The sequence below is a fragment of the Corynebacterium minutissimum genome, assembly GCF_000805675.1.
Lineage (GTDB): Bacteria > Actinomycetota > Actinomycetes > Mycobacteriales > Mycobacteriaceae > Corynebacterium > Corynebacterium minutissimum.
The window spans coordinates 176,634-192,950 of record NZ_JSEF01000016.1; the positions used below are offsets into that span (position 1 = coordinate 176,634).

General features: G+C 60.6%; 16 protein-coding genes and 2 tRNA genes. 9 read left to right on the forward strand and 9 right to left on the reverse strand.

The features are described 5' to 3' along the window. The first annotated feature begins 46 nt into the window (after nucleotides 1-46). Genes nrdF through NX84_RS10600 form a run of 3 tightly spaced genes read left to right on the forward strand, consistent with a single transcriptional unit; the run spans nucleotide 47 to nucleotide 1,949 of the window. Nucleotides 47-1,072: a class 1b ribonucleoside-diphosphate reductase subunit beta gene (nrdF, locus tag NX84_RS10590; protein ID WP_082013963.1), complete on the forward strand. Its 1,026-nt coding sequence runs from the start codon at nucleotides 47-49 to the stop codon at nucleotides 1,070-1,072. After that, nucleotides 1,056-1,328: a hypothetical protein gene (locus NX84_RS10595; protein WP_039676423.1), complete on the forward strand. Its 273-nt coding sequence runs from the start codon at nucleotides 1,056-1,058 to the stop codon at nucleotides 1,326-1,328. Before nrdF ends, NX84_RS10595 begins: the two co-directional genes overlap by 17 nt. A 39-nt stretch (nucleotides 1,329-1,367) precedes the next feature. Then, the gene (locus NX84_RS10600; protein ID WP_039676424.1) at nucleotides 1,368-1,949 is read left to right on the forward strand and encodes an NADPH-dependent FMN reductase; all 582 of its coding nucleotides are present in this window, start codon (nucleotides 1,368-1,370) and stop codon (nucleotides 1,947-1,949) included. Nucleotides 1,950-2,122: 173 nt separating this feature from the next. Here the strand turns inward: NX84_RS10600 and tig are convergent, their stop codons facing one another. The 3 genes from tig to NX84_RS10615 all read right to left on the reverse strand — a co-directional run bounded on the left by tig (nucleotide 2,123) and on the right by NX84_RS10615 (nucleotide 4,606). Next, nucleotides 2,123-3,481 (reverse strand): trigger factor, encoded by a 1,359-nt coding sequence (gene tig / locus NX84_RS10605; protein WP_039676425.1) that lies wholly within the window; start codon nucleotides 3,479-3,481, stop codon nucleotides 2,123-2,125. 73 nt (nucleotides 3,482-3,554) lie between these two features. Beyond that, nucleotides 3,555-3,628: transfer RNA gene (locus NX84_RS10610), tRNA-Pro, on the reverse strand. Between the two features lie 141 nt (nucleotides 3,629-3,769). Next, the gene (locus NX84_RS10615; protein ID WP_174519857.1) at nucleotides 3,770-4,606 is read right to left on the reverse strand and encodes a DUF1542 domain-containing protein; all 837 of its coding nucleotides are present in this window, start codon (nucleotides 4,604-4,606) and stop codon (nucleotides 3,770-3,772) included. Nucleotides 4,607-4,760: 154 nt separating this feature from the next. Between NX84_RS10615 and NX84_RS10620 the strand changes: the two genes are divergently transcribed. Next, nucleotides 4,761-4,835, forward strand: a tRNA-Gly gene (locus NX84_RS10620). A 634-nt stretch (nucleotides 4,836-5,469) separates the two neighbouring features. Further along, on the forward strand, nucleotides 5,470-6,300 hold the full coding sequence (locus NX84_RS10625) for an aldo/keto reductase (protein ID WP_039676426.1): 831 nt from the start codon (nucleotides 5,470-5,472) through the stop codon (nucleotides 6,298-6,300). Here NX84_RS10625 and NX84_RS10630 read toward each other — a convergent pair. Further along, complete coding sequence (locus tag NX84_RS10630) at nucleotides 6,297-6,770, reverse strand: ribose-5-phosphate isomerase (protein ID WP_039676427.1); 474 nt, start codon at nucleotides 6,768-6,770, stop codon at nucleotides 6,297-6,299. The two genes, NX84_RS10625 and NX84_RS10630, sit on opposite strands and share 4 nt — an antisense overlap. A 107-nt stretch (nucleotides 6,771-6,877) precedes the next feature. Here NX84_RS10630 and NX84_RS10635 point away from each other — a divergent pair, with 107 nt between their 5' ends. Continuing rightward, the gene (locus NX84_RS10635; RefSeq protein ID WP_039676428.1) at nucleotides 6,878-7,249 is read left to right on the forward strand and encodes a hypothetical protein; all 372 of its coding nucleotides are present in this window, start codon (nucleotides 6,878-6,880) and stop codon (nucleotides 7,247-7,249) included. Here NX84_RS10635 and NX84_RS10640 read toward each other — a convergent pair. Beyond that, the gene (locus NX84_RS10640) at nucleotides 7,246-7,860 is read right to left on the reverse strand and encodes a mycothiol-dependent nitroreductase Rv2466c family protein (RefSeq protein WP_039676429.1); all 615 of its coding nucleotides are present in this window, start codon (nucleotides 7,858-7,860) and stop codon (nucleotides 7,246-7,248) included. The genes NX84_RS10635 and NX84_RS10640 overlap by 4 nt on opposite strands. 99 nt (nucleotides 7,861-7,959) lie before the next feature. Here NX84_RS10640 and pepN point away from each other — a divergent pair, with 99 nt between their 5' ends. The 3 genes from pepN to NX84_RS13240 all read left to right on the forward strand — a co-directional run bounded on the left by pepN (nucleotide 7,960) and on the right by NX84_RS13240 (nucleotide 11,735). Then, complete coding sequence (gene pepN / locus NX84_RS10645) at nucleotides 7,960-10,524, forward strand: aminopeptidase N (protein ID WP_039676430.1); 2,565 nt, start codon at nucleotides 7,960-7,962, stop codon at nucleotides 10,522-10,524. 75 nt (nucleotides 10,525-10,599) lie between these two features. After that, nucleotides 10,600-10,941, forward strand: a complete 342-nt coding sequence (locus NX84_RS13235; protein ID WP_231913770.1) for a hypothetical protein — start codon at nucleotides 10,600-10,602, stop codon at nucleotides 10,939-10,941. Nucleotides 10,942-11,237: 296 nt separating this feature from the next. After that, on the forward strand, nucleotides 11,238-11,735 hold the full coding sequence (locus NX84_RS13240; RefSeq protein WP_231913761.1) for an HNH endonuclease signature motif containing protein: 498 nt from the start codon (nucleotides 11,238-11,240) through the stop codon (nucleotides 11,733-11,735). A 233-nt stretch (nucleotides 11,736-11,968) separates the two neighbouring features. On the opposite strand, the gene NX84_RS10655 is transcribed toward NX84_RS13240, so the two are convergent. The 4 genes from NX84_RS10655 to NX84_RS10670 are packed head-to-tail and all read right to left on the reverse strand — an operon-like array spanning nucleotide 11,969 to nucleotide 16,316. Then, nucleotides 11,969-12,715 (reverse strand): GntR family transcriptional regulator, encoded by a 747-nt coding sequence (locus NX84_RS10655; RefSeq protein ID WP_039676431.1) that lies wholly within the window; start codon nucleotides 12,713-12,715, stop codon nucleotides 11,969-11,971. Between the two features lie 52 nt (nucleotides 12,716-12,767). After that, nucleotides 12,768-13,442, reverse strand: coding sequence for an SDR family oxidoreductase (locus NX84_RS10660; RefSeq protein ID WP_039676432.1), 675 nt, complete (start codon nucleotides 13,440-13,442; stop codon nucleotides 12,768-12,770). Nucleotides 13,443-13,459: 17 nt separating this feature from the next. Then, on the reverse strand, nucleotides 13,460-14,647 hold the full coding sequence (locus tag NX84_RS10665; protein WP_039676433.1) for an alkylhydroperoxidase domain protein: 1,188 nt from the start codon (nucleotides 14,645-14,647) through the stop codon (nucleotides 13,460-13,462). Between the two features lie 28 nt (nucleotides 14,648-14,675). Further along, entirely contained in the window at nucleotides 14,676-16,316 is a 1,641-nt protein-coding gene (locus tag NX84_RS10670) for a dipeptide ABC transporter ATP-binding protein (RefSeq protein ID WP_039676434.1), read from the reverse strand. Nucleotide 16,317 lies beyond the last annotated feature (1 nt).

The following is a 16,317-nucleotide window of genomic DNA, read 5'->3' on the forward strand; positions in this document are numbered from 1 at the left end:
GGTCCTCCCCCTTGTCCACAACCATCCAATCAAAAAGAAAGAAGCTATGTCTTCAACATCGAATAGTGCTGAACTAACCAGCATTTCAGTTACTCCGCCGAGCTACCGGCATGATCCTTCAGCCCGCATCCGCGCCATCAATTGGAACCGGGTGAGCGATGACAAGGATCTTGAAGTGTGGAACCGTCTCACCGCCAACTTTTGGTTGCCAGAGAAGGTCCCGCTTTCTAATGATCTCCCGGCGTGGCAGAAGATGACGCCCGAGGAACGCAACCTCACCATGCGCGTGTTCACGGGACTCACCACCCTGGATACTGTCCAGGCCACCGTGGGTGAAATCTGTCAGATTCAAGATGCCCGCACCGAACACGAGGAGGCCGTGTATACCAACATCGCCTTCATGCAGTCAGTCCATGCCCGTTCATACTCTTCAGTGTTTTCTACCCTGAGCAGTACAAAGGAAATTGATGAAGCATACCGCTGGGCGGTGAAGAATGACCTTCTCCAGGCACGCGCCAAGAAAGTGCTCGCGCACTATTTTGGGCCGGATCCACTCAAACGCAAGGTGTCATCGACGCTGCTTTCCTCGCTGCTTCTCTACGCGGGTTTCTATCTTCCCTTGCACTTTTCTGTCCACGCCACCCTGACAAATACGGCAGACATGATTCGCCTCATTCTGCGTGACAAGGCAGTGCACGGCTACTACTCGGGTTACAAGTATCAGCGCGGTCTGGAATCCACGACCCCGCTACGGCAGAAGGAAATGCATGATTTCACCATTTCTTTGCTCGAAGAGCTTTATGCACTAGAGCTGGACTATTCCGGCGAGCTATATGAGCCTTTGGGACTCATGGACGATGTAGCCGTGTTCGTTCGCTATAACGCCAATAAGGCACTCATGAATTTGGGCTACCCGGATTATTTCCCGCCCGAAGAAACGGAAGTGAACCCAGAAATCCTCGCGGCCCTAGCCCCCGGAGCAGATGAGAACCATGACTTCTTCTCTGGATCTGGTTCCTCCTATGTCATTGGTACTGCTGAAGAAACGAGTGATGATGACTGGGATTTCTAAACCTTTTCCGCGACCGGACCAAGGAAGCTGGCTTGAGACCATCGCGCTTTTTGAAGCCATCCGCGAAGGAAACCAACCCGCAGCCATGCGGCTGTTGAATACATCCGCCGCACGAGAGGCCGTCCTCGGGGGGCTTCTAGGACTCATCGAACTGTACTTCCGCCATGAAGAAGGAGACAAAGTAGATGACTTCCTCACCGCCGCCCACGCTGCCGGCCCACCACCGGCCTTTGGCTGCAAGCCTTTTCTCCCTTGACCACGTCTCCCTACACCCAACTAAGAAAGAAGGTTTACCATGACCACCCCACGTATCAGCGTTATCGTCGGCAGCCTGCGCCGAGAGTCATTTGCACGCAAGATTGCACACGAGGTGCTCACGATGATCCCTGAAGACTGCGAGGCAAACATCGTGGAAATCCGTGACTTGCCGCTCTATGACTTCGACTACGATGACCCCGCCGTCACGGACAAGCCCACTCCGGCTGAGTACACCACCTTTCGCGAGACCATCAAGAACTCGAGCGGGATCCTCTTCATTACGCCAGAGAACAACCGCACTATCCCTGCCTGCCTCAAAAACGCAGTGGACATCGGCTCTAAACCCAACTCAGATGTGGCGTGGAAGAACCTTCCCGCAGGTATCATTAGCCACTCTGTAGGCCGCATGGGCGGCTACAGTTCACAGAAGAACCTTCGCCTCGCCCTGTCCTACTTCGATATGCCGCTTCCGGGTCAGCCCGAAGTATTTCTGGGCCAATCCCCCACCCTTTTCGAAGAGTCCGGACATCTCAATGAACGCACCGCAGACTTTGTCAAGGATTACGTTATGCGCTTCCTGCAGTTGACCGACGAGGCCTGTAGAGCCACGAACGGCTAGCGGTATCCCCAGCCAACCCCCATCACGCCCTCTACGAAGTACTCAAAGACTCCTAGAGGGCGTTCACAATGACACAAACCCCGGATTCAGGCTCATCCTTGAGTTACCTGAATCCGGGGTTTCACGCGCGCTCGCCACCACACATGTGGCAGCAGCTCGTTACAAGCGGGAGATTACTTCTCCTCGGAAGCTTCTGCAGCGTCCTCTTCTTCGATTTCACCGAAGTACTGGTCAACGTCAACCTTGTTGCCTTCTTCATCGGTGACCTCGGCACGGCAGATGGCCATTGCCAGGGCCTTGCCACGGCGAACGTCAGAGAACAGGTTGCCCAGCTGGTTGCTGGACTGCAGCTGCTGGATGAACTGGTTCGGGTCCATGCCGTAAGACTGCGCGGTGAACAGGATGTGGTCGGTCAGCTCCTGCTGGGATACCTCCGGCTCCTCAACCTCAGCCAGTGCGTCCAGGAAGAGCTGGGTGCGGACGGACTCCTCAGCGGACTTGCGAGCATCAGCATCGAACTCTTCGCGAGTGGTGCCCTGAGCCTCAAGCAACTGTGCCAGTGCCTTCTCGTCGTGAGCCATCTGGCCCATGACCTGGTGCAGCTGAGCGTGAACCTGCTCGTCGACGATGGACTTCGGCAGCTCGAAGGAAACCTCGTCGAGAGCGGCCTTGAGGACCTCATCGCGGATGTTGGCAGCCTGCTCGGACTTCTTGGTTTCCTCGACGCGGGTCTTGGTGTCTTCGCGCAGTTCGTCGATGGTATCGAACTCGGAAGCCATCTGTGCGAACTCGTCGTCGAGCTCCGGAAGCTTGCGCTCCTTGGACTGCTGGACGTGGACCTTCACGGTGGCCTCTTCGCCCTCGTGCTCACCGGACTGGATGGTGGTGGTGAACTCGTTATCCTCGTCGGTCTTCATGCCGCGCAGAGCGGTGTCCAGACCCTTAATCAGGTTGTCGTCACCGATGCGGTAGGTCATCCCCTCGTGGGACGCCTCATCCAGCTTGGCGCCGTCCACCTCAGTGGTGATGTCGATGACAGCGAAGTCACCGGTCTTCATCTTGCGCTTGGTGTCCTTGAGTTCACCGAAGCGGGAAGCCAGGTCCTCGAGGGCCTTGTCGACGTCCTCATCGCCCACCTCAAGGGCCGGAACCTTGACGGAAATCTTGGAGAAGTCCGGAACCTCAAACTCCGGGCGCACGTCTACCTCAGCGGTGAACTCGACAAAGTCGTTGTCCTCCAGCTTGGCAATGTCAACCTCCGGCTGACCAATAACCTTAAGGTCGTTTTCCTCAACGGCCTGCTCGTAGCGAGACGGCAACATGTCATTAACGACCTGCTCGAGGATAGGGCCGCGGCCGAAGCGGGCGTCGATAAGCTGGCGCGGAGCCTTGCCCTTACGGAAGCCGGGGATGGAAACCTGCTGCGCGATCGCCGCGTAGGCCTGAGCGATTTCCTTGTCCAGCTCAGCGAACGGAACGTTGACGGTGAGCTTGACGCGCGTATCGCTCAGCTTGTCTACGGTGGTCTTCACGAGAAACTCTCCTGATTGTGATCGTTCAAAGATGAAATTAGGGGGCCTGGATGAGTGTCCAGGCCCCCATACGTCGGGGCGACAGGATTTGAACCTGCGACCCCCTGCTCCCAAAGCAGGTGCGCTACCAAGCTGCGCCACGCCCCGTATGGAAAGCCTCTGCGCCCGGGGGAAGTCCCGCACGCAGCTGCGCTTCATACTGGGGCTAGTGTACCGATAGGCGCTTGACTATCCCAACACCGGCCCCAATTTAACGGCCTTTCTGCATGTCAGAGGCTCTTTCTTCGCTTAGAAGTCGAAGTCAAAGTCGAACATTCCGCCATCGCCTCCGTCGCCGCCAAAGAGGCCATCAAAGAAGCCGCCTTCTTCGCCTCCCCCGACATCGCCGGCACCCATATCGCCGACCTCGTCCATGCCAACGGGATCCATTTCACCAACGCTGTCCATGCCGCCACCCCAGTCGCCGCTTTCTGCCGCGGCTGCGGAGTAGCCGACGCCGGACATACCCGCGAACATCGCATTGAACATCATGGAGTAGCCCACCATCCACACGCCGGTGGATAACGCATCAGCCCACCACGGGCGCGAGTACCACCCGGCTGGAACCGGACGTCCTGCTACGACACCACCCGGGTAGTAGTTCGGGGTTTGTGCCGATGCGCTTGGCGACGCCGTCAGCGTCTCCCCGTTGGCCTCCACCGTGCGGGTCTCCGTGACCTTGCCGGCTTGGCGCTGGCCCTCCAGCGGCGGGAGTTCGGGACCCGGGTCCATGCCCATAATCTCCCGCGCGGCTGCCACGTAGTACAGGCCCTCCAGCGCGGACTCACGCGCCAGGTGCGCCTGCTTGACCGTGGTGGCCCGGGAAATCGCGGAGTTTGCTGCGGTGAATCGCTCGGACGCATCCGCCATGGCTTGCTGAGAGGCAGTATCCGTGCCGCTGAGGTTCATCACCTGACCGCCAAGGCGCTCGGTCCAGCGGCGCGCATCCGCCAAGGCATCCTCGAAACGCTGGGATTCTCGCAGTTCCTGCTGCTTCTTTCCATTACGAGAAGACAAAAACCACACGCCACCACCGGCGATGAGGACAAGGAGCAATAAGGAGCCCACGAAAAGCACCACTTTCATCTACGAGTTAAACACTATGTTGTTCAGATTGCGTACCTACTCAAACTAACGGCTTTTAGCCTTATCTAGTTCCCGTTTTCACTTCAGAGCCATCGTGCGCTAAAGTAGCTCGTACGCCGTTTCACGCGCCCAGCGCGCAGAGATTCGGGCTAGTGGGAATGTCGTATAGTGGCTAATACCTCAGCCTTCCAAGCTGAAGACGCGGGTTCGATTCCCGTCATTCCCTCCAAGGAAAAGCCGCACTGATCACCTAGTTTAGGTAGCCGGTGCGGCTTTAGTCGTTTTCATTCGCATGCGACTGGTCGCCCGTCTGGATGACCGCGTGATGTGAATTTACCTCCATCCGGTGTGTCAATGGAGGTGGTGCTTAAACGAAGAAACTCCCCAACGCTTCTCAAAAGGGGGGGCCGAAGCTACGCTTCTAGTTCTTGCCCCCTTTACGGCGTTGAAAGAAAAAGAACACGATTCCTACTATTAGCAATAGAATAATTAGTGGCAATAGCTCAATTATGCCGAAGCTCATTTCCCCTCCTATGGTTGCATCTCAATGCACGCCCAGGGAGAAGTTTCCCCGTTTATAGGCTCTTCCAGTTTACCTCTCAGCATAGTTCTCTCCTTATCGTCGGACGTATCAAGCAAGGTTCAATTGATACTGATTTCCAGTATTAGCTGAGCACTCCAACTTTCACAACGAAACATTAATAAACGTTGATACGCTCCCTATACAGGTCGTGTGCATCACAAAGCCCACAACCCTTCCAGTATTTATCGGGTCCCGTCCGGCGAATTAGACACACTTTTGCCTATTACCTCTGATTCTCTACTTCTGCACGGATGACCAAGCCCTGCGTAGAGTGGGCCGCATGACTGTACCCAATATCGAACTCAACGACGGCAACGCTATCCCCCAGCTCGGCTTCGGTGTCTTCAAGGTAGATCCCGACAGGACCGAGGAACTGGTCCTCGAAGCCCTCAAGGTGGGCTACCGCCACATCGATACCGCCGCCATCTACGGCAACGAGGAAGGTGTAGGCCGCGCGATTGCTAACTCGGGAATCCCGCGCGAGGAGCTGTTCATCACCACGAAGCTGTGGAATGACCGCCAGACCGATGCGGCCGCTGCACTCGATGAATCCCTAGAGAAGCTAGGCCTCGACTACGTGGATCTCTACCTCGTCCACTGGCCGTGCCCGGAGAATGACACCTACGTGGAGGCTTGGAAGCAGCTCATCGGGCTCAAGAAGGCCGGCAAGGCCAAGTCCATCGGCGTGTCCAACTTCGAGCTTGAGCACCTTGAAAAGCTCGAAACCCATACCGAGGAAACCCCCGTGGTCAACCAGGTGGAGCTGCACCCCTACCTACAGCGCTGGCGCGAGCTCGATGCATTCCGCGCTCACAAGGTTCAGATTGAGGCATGGGGCCCGCTGGGCCAGGGTAAGACGGATCTGTTTGAGCTGCCGGAAATTACTGAGCCCGCCGAAAAATACGGCGTCTCCCCGGCCCAGGTAATCATTCGCTGGCACCTTCAGAATGGCGTCATTGTCTTCCCGAAGTCCGAGAATCCGGAACGCCTTGCGCAGAACTTCGATGTCTTCGGCTTCGCGCTGGATGAGTCCGAGATGGCTGCGATTACTGATCTCGACCTTGGGGAAGAGGGCCGTGGCGGCACTCACCCCAAGGAGATGAACTACTAAGCCTCCGGAAGCTCCGGCGGAATGTTGGTGCGCTCGTACTCGGCAAGAATGTCGGTACGGCGCTGGTGGCGCTCGGCACGGGACCATTCCTGATCCAGGAAGGCATCCACGATGGCGAGTGCCTCCTTTTCGGAGTGCATACGACCACCGATGCCGATGAGCTGGGCGTTATTGTGCTCGCGGGCAAGGCGGGCGGTCTCGGGGGACCACGCCAAGGCGCAGCGCGCACCCTTCACCTTGTTCGCGGCGATCTGCTCGCCGTTGCCGGAACCACCCAGCACGATGCCCAGCGAGCCCGGATCATTAACGGTCCGCAGGGCTGCCTCAATGCAATATGCCGGGTAGTCATCCTCGGCGTCGTACTCATGGGCACCGCAGTCGATGACGTCGTGGCCCTGCTTCTTTAGGTGTTCGGCGATGACGTTCTTCATCTCGAACCCTGCATGGTCTGCTCCTAAATAAACGCGCATGGCCCACATCTTAGCGGGCAGGACGACTGTCCGCTGAGCCCTGCCATTAATAGCGTGCGCTTGCTACGCTTGGGGCCACTCACGCACAAGAGGAGGTTTTCATACCCATGACACGAGGCGTGGCCAGCCTATACTTCATAGCTTTTCTCATCGGCGCCGGCTTGTTCGCCGCAGGTTTCTTCACGGAACGCAGCTTCCTCCGGCCCCTGGTCATGGCGATCGTGATGACCGCAGCTCACCTCGGGGTGGGCGCATGGTGGATAGCCCAGAAGCCACACCGCGCGGCTGGGATCACCGCCGGTGTGCTTGCACTCCTCGCGGGAGCTTCATGGGCCACGTGGGTAGTCGCCGCGTGGGAGGAGTTTCAAGCGCAAGCCTCCCTCCCAATCATCAACATTGCCGGGCTGCCCGCCTTCGCGCTTAGCCCAGTGGTCCTCATCTGCGTCATCGTCTCAGTGACGCAGAATCGAACTCGCTAAACCTGCGGGGCTTCCGTTCGGGAGCGCTTGAGCTCGAAGAAGTAGGGGAACTGGGCGAGGCGCACGGAGGCGTCGAAAAGCTCGCCGGCTTCCTCACCAGTAGGAACGCGAGTAATCACTGGCCCGAAAAAGGCAGTATCGCCAAACTTCACCACCGGGGTGCCCACCTCGTCGCCGACCTCGGAGATACCACGGTTGTGGAACTCGGTGAGTTTTTCATCCATCTCCTCGGTGTTGGCCACGGAGGCGAAGTCGATGGGGAGGGATGCGTCGACAAGCGCCTGCTCAATGAGGGAGTCGTAGGCACCGTAGCCCTTCTTGCCACCCTGGCCCTCGGTGTGGATGCGGGTGCCCATGGCGGTGTAGAAGGCATCGACCTTCTCCGGGGCCTCAACAGCAATCTTGGCCGCCACGCGAGCAGGGCCCCAGTTGGCCTCCATCATCTTCATATACTCCGGTTCCAGGTCACGGCCCTTGTTGAGCACGGACAGGGACATCGGCTCGAAAGTCACCTCAATATCGCGGACCTTCTCCACCTCCTTAATCCAGCGCGAGGTCAGCCATGCGAAGGGGCAGGAGCAGTCGAACCAGAACGTTACGGATTGAGCCACGGTAAATCTCCTTTGTTTGTGCGGTCTGTGGCATCCCACCCTAGGCGTGTGACTACGCTGGTGCAGAGACTTAATCACCGACGAAGAGGAGTAACCTACATGACCTCGATTAACCTCACCCGCGAGGAAGCCCAGCAGCGCTCGGGCATGGTGGAGGTAGAGCACTATGACGTCGCACTCGACCTCACCGGGGAGGAGTTTTTCACCTCCACGACCGTGGTGAAGTTCCGGGTGAAGGAAGCTGGCTCAACCTTCATTGACTTGCGCGGGGACGAGCTTCTCGAGGTCCGACTCAACGGTGCGCCGTTGCCTACCAGCACCTATGACCCCACCTACGGCATCCCGCTATCCGGGCTGCAAGTGGCCGAGTATGAGCTCAAAGTCGTGGCGAAGATCCGCTACTCCCGCACCGGTGAGGGTCTGCACCGCTTCGTCGACCCAGTGGATGGTGAGGCCTACCTCTACACCCAATTCGAGACCGCCGATGCCAAGCGCGTCTTTGCCTGCTTTGACCAGCCGGATTTGAAGGCGACGTACTCGCTGGCGTTCGAGGTCCCGGAGCACTGGACGGTGATTACGAACTCCCCCATCACGCGTTCGGGCAACACCGTGCGCGCGGCGGTGGATTACCCCCTGTCGACGTACCTGATTGCGCTGTGCGCGGGCCCTTATGTGGGCGTGACGGATACCTGGACCGGCACGTTGGCGGAGCACCCGGAGGGCTCTCCTGCCAAGTCCGTTGAGGTGCCGCTGGGGATTTATTGCCGCCCGTCTCTTATGGAATCGCTCGACGCGGAGCGCCTCTTCACCGAGACCAAGCAGGGCTTTGATTTCTACCACCGCAACTTCGGCTTTGCCTACCCCTTTGGCAAGTATGACCAGATTTTCGTACCGGAATTCAACGCCGGTGCGATGGAGAACGCCGGCTGCGTGACCATTCGTGATGAGTACGTGTTTACGTCGCAGGCCTCGCACTACAAGTACGAGCGCCGCGCGGATACCATCCTCCACGAGCTGGCGCACATGTGGTTCGGTGATTTGGTGACCATGCAGTGGTGGGATGACCTGTGGCTCAACGAGTCCTTCGCCACCTGGTCGGCGGCGATTTCCCAGGCGGAGGAAACTCAGTACGACACCGCGTGGGTAACCTTCGCCAACGTAGAGAAGGCCTGGGCTTACCAGCAGGATCAGCTGCCCACGACGCACCCGATTTCCACGGATGCCTCCGATATTGAGACCGTGGAGCAGAACTTTGACGGCATCACCTACGCCAAGGGCGCGTCGGTGCTCAAGCAGCTGCAGGCCTACGTGGGCCGCGAGAACTTCTTCGCCGGGGTGCGCCGCCACTTCCAGGAGCACCAGTGGTCGAATGCCACGTTCGGGGATCTGTTGCGTCACTTGGAGGAGGCCTCGGGGCGCGACCTGTCCTTCTGGGCGCAGCAGTGGTTGAAGACCACGGGCGTGAACACACTGGGCGTGGCGTTGGAGACGGACGAGTCCGGCACCATCACACGGGCCCACCTCACCCAGCGCGGTGATACCCTGCGCACGCACCGCGTCGCCGTCGGCGTCTACGCGCTGCAGGGAGAGAAGGTGGTGCGCACCGAGCGCATCGAGATGGATATCGATGGCGCCTCCACCGAGATTCCGGAACTCATCGGCCGCCCGCTGGCGGATATCGATTTCGTGCTGCCCAATGACGATGACCTGACCTACTGCCTCATCGAGTTGGATGCGGGCTCCCTTAAGTTCCTGTTGGAGAATATCGACAAGTTCGAAGACCCCATGGCCCGCACCCTGTGCTGGTCCACCGCGTGGGAGATGACCCGCGCGGGCTCGATGCGCGCCCGCGATTTCGTCGCACTCGTGGCCCGCGGTGCTGAGGCGGAGACTGAGCTCGCCGTGCTCGAGCGCATCCTCTCCCAGGCAGCTTTGGCCCAGTCCACCTACGCCGACCCGAAATGGGCCAAGGAGGACACGCAGCTTGCCGACGCACTCCTTGAAGGCACCCGCTCCGACAACACTGAGCGTTCCATCGTCTTCACCCAGGCTCTGGCGGGCGTTAAGCTTCACGACGCCTCCCGCGCCTTCTTCCAGGATCTCCTTGAGACCTCCTCGGATGCGGGCCTGCGCTGGAAGGCGCTCACCGCGCTCATCGCCGATGGCTCGCTTGCCGACGTCACCGGCCCCGAGCACGCCGACGTCACCGGCCCCGAGCACGCCGGCGCCGCCATGACTGCGGTGGCTGAGGAGCTCAAGCGCGATAACACCGCGACGGGCTACCAGGCCTCCCTCAAGGCGCTGGCTGCTGTCAATACCGAGGACAACAAGCGCGCGGTGTGGGACGAGATCGTCGCTGGTGAGCTGGGCAACCGCGACTTGGAGTCGAAGCTAGCGGGTCTGACCTTTGTTGGCTCCGACGATCTCTTGCCGAGTGCTGAGTTCTTCGACGTGGCGGAAAAGATTTGGTCCGCGCAGTCCAACGAGATTGCTCTGACCACGGTGACCGGGTTGTTCCCGCGCTGGGATGTCAGCCAGGAAACCCTCGACCGCGCCGATGAGTTCCTCTCCCGAGGCCTGGCCGGTGGACTGCGCCGCGCAGTCACCGAGCAGCGCGACCGCCTCGCCCGCGCCCTGCGTAACCGCGCCATCGACCGCGGTTGATCGGATTCTCCCCGCAACCAGTGTCTTTTCTGCTCCGGTTGCGGGGTTGGTGGGCCTGCTTTAAGCTTCGTGGCCATGGGGGTATTAGAAACCTACTTCCACTACCGCAACTCGGGGATCGCGCTAGTGGAACAAGCATCCAGCTCACCCGACGAACTGCGCGCGCTCGGCGCCGACGCAGCCGATGCTACAGAACTTGCCCATCTTCACCGTATCTACTTCGGGCAGACCCGCTTCACCGGCAAACAACGCAAAGCCCGTGCGGCCGCGGTGGCACAACAACATAGCCTTAGCGTTCTTACCCTGATTGAGTCCTACACCGCCAAAGTCAACAAAGACCTCGATGCCTGGAACCTACGCATAAAACTTGCCGGCACCCCGCTCACCGTATCCGCCACGTCGCCACCAAGCGTTTAAAGGAGCTTCGTGCCAAACGTGTAGCTAAACCCGGAGTACGCTTCACCTACCGCTCACACGGCCCGAACTCCATCACCATCACCGACACCCCCACCATCATCGCCGACATCAGAGGCACCCTAGAATCCGTTAATAAAACAAACCTCCTTGAGGCTGCCCGCACCGTCATTGTCACCGGCGGTATTGGCACCACACCTGCCGTACATGCTCAAGTCGTTGTCACCCTCAACGAGCTCGACCAAATTATTAACGAGGATGGGGAGGAAATAGAACTTAACCTCACCAACGGCGCACGCATGACAGGCGCAGACTTTTTGGCCTACAAGTTTGCTGAGATTGGCTACGCCACCATCATCCACCCTTTGGAAGGCCCGGTTAACTCTTATAGGATTCAGCGGCATGCCAGCTGGAAACAACGCATCAGCCTGGCTGCTGAATTCCAAACCTGCTCACGTGACGGCTGCAATAAACCAGCTGATTACTGCGAAGTCCACCACCTCATCCCCTGGCAGGCAGGAGGTTTTACCAACCTTAAAAACCTCACCTTCCTGTGCGCCTACCACAACGGTATTAACGACGATGACCCCAAACGACCCACCGGGCGCGGCTACATGTTCCGACTGAATACCGGGGTGAGCTACATCCCGCCCTGGGGTGTGCCAATTACCGCCATGCCCGAATACCAAGAAGCCACAGCCCGACTCGCCGCCGAACAAACAGGACAAACCACAGGCCAACCACCCGCCCCACCGCCAGGAACAAGCCAACCACCCGACCCGCCGGGTGCAGGCTAATCGCCTGCACGCAGCCACGCCGCCCAGCGGGTGCGAACTAAAGCTTCGCACCCACGCCGCAACGATGAAGCCCGCCAACCACACCACGGTCAGCGGGCACATCGGCGATCCCGCATGTAGCCCAAGCAGATGGGTGCATTCTATAACCGCACGATTGGATTAGGCGCGCGGGTTAGCCCGGACTTGAGGCAAACAAGGTTCGCGCTAAAGGAGAAGAATAACGGCGAAGGGGGTTAGTCGAGGGACGGTGAGGGGTCCTCGCCAAGCTCAACTTCGACGGAGACGGCGTCGGGGCGCAGGGTTTCCTCCAGCTGAGCGACCACAGTGCCGTCCTCCATCTTGACGGTGCGAGTAATCCGCAAGACCGGTTGCGTACGGCCGACCCCAAGTATCTTTTGTTCCTCCGTGCGCGCGGTGGCCGCCATGAGGGAATCTCGCTTGAACACCGGTGTAAGCCCCAGCTCCGCCAACAGCGTAGACAGTGGCTTCTCCAAGTCCTGCTCCTTAAGCTCTGGTGCCAAGGAATGCGGGATGAGCAGGGTCGTGGCCATGATGGGCGAGCCTTCCGACACATGCACTGCGCGCGCCTCCCACACGGGGTCCTCGTCCTCGATGCCGAGGGCGGAGGCGAGGTGTCCGGGGGCGTCGATAAGCACAAGTGAAAGCACCTGCACCGAAATATCGAGTCCATGTTCCCGCAGCTGCTGCAGAGCACTGCGCCCACTCGTCAGGCTCAGCGTCGGCGGGGTCGCACGCACGAAGGTGCCGCCGGTGCGGCCCCGTTTGCGGTCGATGAGCCCTTCAATCTGCACGATGTCGAGCGCGTGGCGCACCGTCATGCGCGCCACCTTGTATTCCTGGACCAGCTCCCGCTCCGTCGGGAAACGGTCGCCCGGCTGCAGCTCACCGGATTCAATCTTGCTCCGCAGCGAATCCGCGATCACCAAGTAAGCAGGGCGGCGGCGTTGAGAGGTGGACACGTCTCACAACTGTACCGCGCCCCGCGGTTTTTGCATCTCGAACGGCGGGTGCTTACTTTCGCTGGTTGAGCTCAATACGCGGTCGCACGCGAATCTCCGTAAGCTGCGTCGTCGGGCCGGCATCGACGGTGGCGCGGATCGCCTTCGCCACCTCGACCGGAGCGATAACGTGCTCCGGGTTGTAGTCCTGCAGGCCCTTGAGCATCGGGGTATCCGTCGGGCCCGGCGCGACGGTGGACACGCGGATGCCGAGCTCGCCGAGGCGCAGGCCATCAGCAAGCGCGTAGAGCGCATGTTTCGTGGCGGCGTAAATTACGTTGTCCCCGTAGGAGTGGATGCCCGCGCCGGAGTTGATGAACACCACAAGCCCTTCCGCCGCACGCACAGCAGGCAGCAGCTGGCGGGTCAGCTCCGCAGGAACGTGCACATTGAGATCCATCTGCGCACGCCAATCGGAAGGCCGAGCGCTCTCCACCGAGTGCTTATCCGCCTGGGCCGCGGCATGCACGAGCACATCGACGCGCTCGAGCGAAGCCAGCTCGTCAGGAAGCGCTGCACCGTCGAGAAGCGACAGCAGGTCGATGGCCACCGGCACGATGTTCTCCGCCTCCGGCAGCTCCCCGGCGCGCCGACCCAGGGCATACACACGGTGGTCCCGGGCTAGGTCCTTGATGATCTCCACGCCCATTCCACCAGTAGCACCGGTGACAACGGCAGTCTTCACCATGATTATTCCTCCTTCATTTAGCGGAAGCGCTTTGGCACATCCGGCTCCCCCAGCGTCAGCATGAGGCGGTTAGCCCAGTTGAAGAACGCGGAAGAGTTAATGACGTCAATGATGGGCAGCGTATCGAAGTCCACGGACTCGAGGCGTTCAACGTGGGAGGCGTCGAACGCGAAGGGCGACTCGGTCAGGGCCACGGCAGCATCGCGGATGGCGGACCACTGTCCTGAGCCCAGGTCGGCGGAAACGCCTTCCTCAAGAAGCCGGTCAACCGCCGCGGCGTCACCGCCCTCCTCCTTAGCGCGCTGCTGGTGCACCGACGCGCAGTACTCACAGCCGTTGAGTCGTGAGACCACCGTGGCGGCCAGCTCACGTTCGGCACGGCCCAGGCCGCCGTCGGTGTTGTAGAAAATGTCCAGATCCGTGCGCGTGCGCGCCTTGAGCGCGGCCGGGTCGCGGGCCAGCAGTCGGAAGTATTCCATGTCGATGCGCTCGGGCTTAATCAACGCATCGCGCTGTGCGTCCGTGAACTCCTCCTTCGGCTGCGGCGGCACCCACGGCTTCCAGCCCAGCGAGTGCGCCACAAAGCCCTGCGGCTTGACGACGTCCGGCACCAGCGTCCCCTCCCCCGGCACCCACTCCGTAGTGTGGGTCGGGCGCGGCGCCTCAGTCACGGCCGCGGCCTGTGCGGTGCCAGCAAGCACGGACAAGCCGTGGGCCACGCGCAGCTGGAAGGACAGGAAGCTCACGAGCTGTGCCAGCGTCACGATGTCATCGTTGGACCATCCGGCCGCCTGCAGGTGACCGATCGCGGCCGGGGAGGCGTCCTTGGGGTGGAAGACCAGAAGGTGCGCGAAGTCGAGGGCGGCGGCGAGCCGTGGAGAGCCATCGAAGAGCGTGAAGCCGCCGCCGGAGTACGGGCCGGTAGTGATGCCGCGCTCTACCGCGCGGGCTATCTCTGCGGCGAGTTCCTCTGATTCCTCCGCCAACAGGTCGGAGTAAAAGGCGACGGCAGACGTCGCCTGGTAGATGCCTGCAACAAAGGTCGCGATGGCGTAGCGCTCCGCATAGCTGAACGTACCGGGCTCTGCAGGCTCGAGGAGCGCGGCGAAGGAAGCCTGGGCGTTCTCCTTGGCTTCGGGCCGGCGCTCGCGCAGCTTAGCGACGTCCCCCTCAACACCCGCCAGCACGTTAATGATGTCTGCCATATGTAATCCTTTCGTCGGTGTCCCCAGGCTACAGGCCCAGGTTGAGGTCGCCGGCGCGGTAGCGCGAGCCGGGGATGGCCTCGATAAGTTTCCGGGTAAACGGTGACTGCGGGTTGCTAAAGACCTCGGCGGTGGGCCCGGATTCGACCTGTTGCCCCTTCGAGAGCACCGAGACGGTATCGGAAATCTGGTTGACCACCGCTAGGTCATGCGAGATGAAGATGTAGGTCAGGCCAAGTTCCTCCTGCAGCCGGGCAAGCAGGCGCAGGATTTGTGCCTGCACGGTGACGTCGAGAGCGGAGACAGCCTCGTCGAGGATGACCAGCTCTGGCTCCACGATCATGGCGCGCGCGATGGCCACGCGCTGGCGTTGGCCGCCGGAAAGCTCGCGTGGGCGGCGGTCATAGTAGTCCGGGTTGAGAGCTACCAGGTCCAAGAACTCCTTGGCCTTGGCTTTCGCCGTGCTTGCACGCGCCCCCTTCAAGTTCCGCAGCGGCTCCGCCACCGTCTGGCCGATGGACTGCTTAGGGTCCAGAGAGCCGTAAGGGTTCTGGTAGACCAGCTGGATGTTGTTGCGCTCTTCGCGCAAGGCTTTGCCGCGCAGGCCCACGATGTCGCGCCCACCCACGCTAATACTGCCCGACGTTGGGATGTTGAACATGGCGATGCTGCGCCCCGTCGTGGTCTTGCCGGAGCCGGACTCGCCCACTAGCGCGTGGGTGGAGCCCTTGGCCACGGTAAAGGAGATGTCATCGACGGCAGTGAAATCACCAAAGCGTTGGGTCAGGCCCTCCACCCGCACCAAAGGAGTCGCGTCGGTCTTGGCTGCGGCGCGGGTGGCGGCTGGGCTGGCGTCGGCGACGGTGAGGGAGGGGGCGTCGGCAAGCAGGCGTTTGGTGTAGTCGTGCTGCGGGTTCGTCAGCACCGTGGCGGCCAAGCCTTCCTCGCGCAGCTGGCCGGCCTCCATGACCACGACACGGTCGGCGCGGTCACCAGCCACCGCCAAATCGTGGGTAATAAAGAGAATGCCCATGCCGAGCTCCTCGCGCATATCATCGAGGAGGTCGAGGATGATTTTCTGCACGGTGACATCCAGCGCCGAGGTGGGCTCGTCGGCAATGATGAGGTCTGGCTCCAGCGCCACGGCCGCAGCGATGAGCACGCGCTGCTTCATGCCGCCCGAGAGCTCATGCGGGTACTGGTTATAGCGGCGCTCGGGGTCATCGATGCCAACGCGCTCCAGTAGCTCTAGTGCCTTGGCTTTGCGCTCGGCCGCGCTGCCGATGTGGTGAATGGTCAGGCCCTCCTCCACCGAGACGCCGATGGTCTTGAGAGGATTGAGCGAGTTATTCGGGTCCTGCGGGATAAGCCCGATGCGCCGACCGCGCAGCTCGAGCCACTCGCGGCGACGCAACGAAGTGATATCACGGCCGTCGAAGGTGATGGTGCCGGCGTCAATCGTGGCGTTGGAGGGCAGCAGGCCAATGGCGGCCATAGCAGAGGTGGTCTTACCGGAGCCGGACTCGCCCACGATGGCGGTCATTTGCCCCGGGTACACCGCAAGGTTGACGCCCTGGACGGCGGAAACGTCACCGCGTCCGGTGGAATAGGAGACGTTGAGGTCCCGCACGCTAAGCAGGGGCTGCGCTGAGTGTGTTGCTTCAGACATA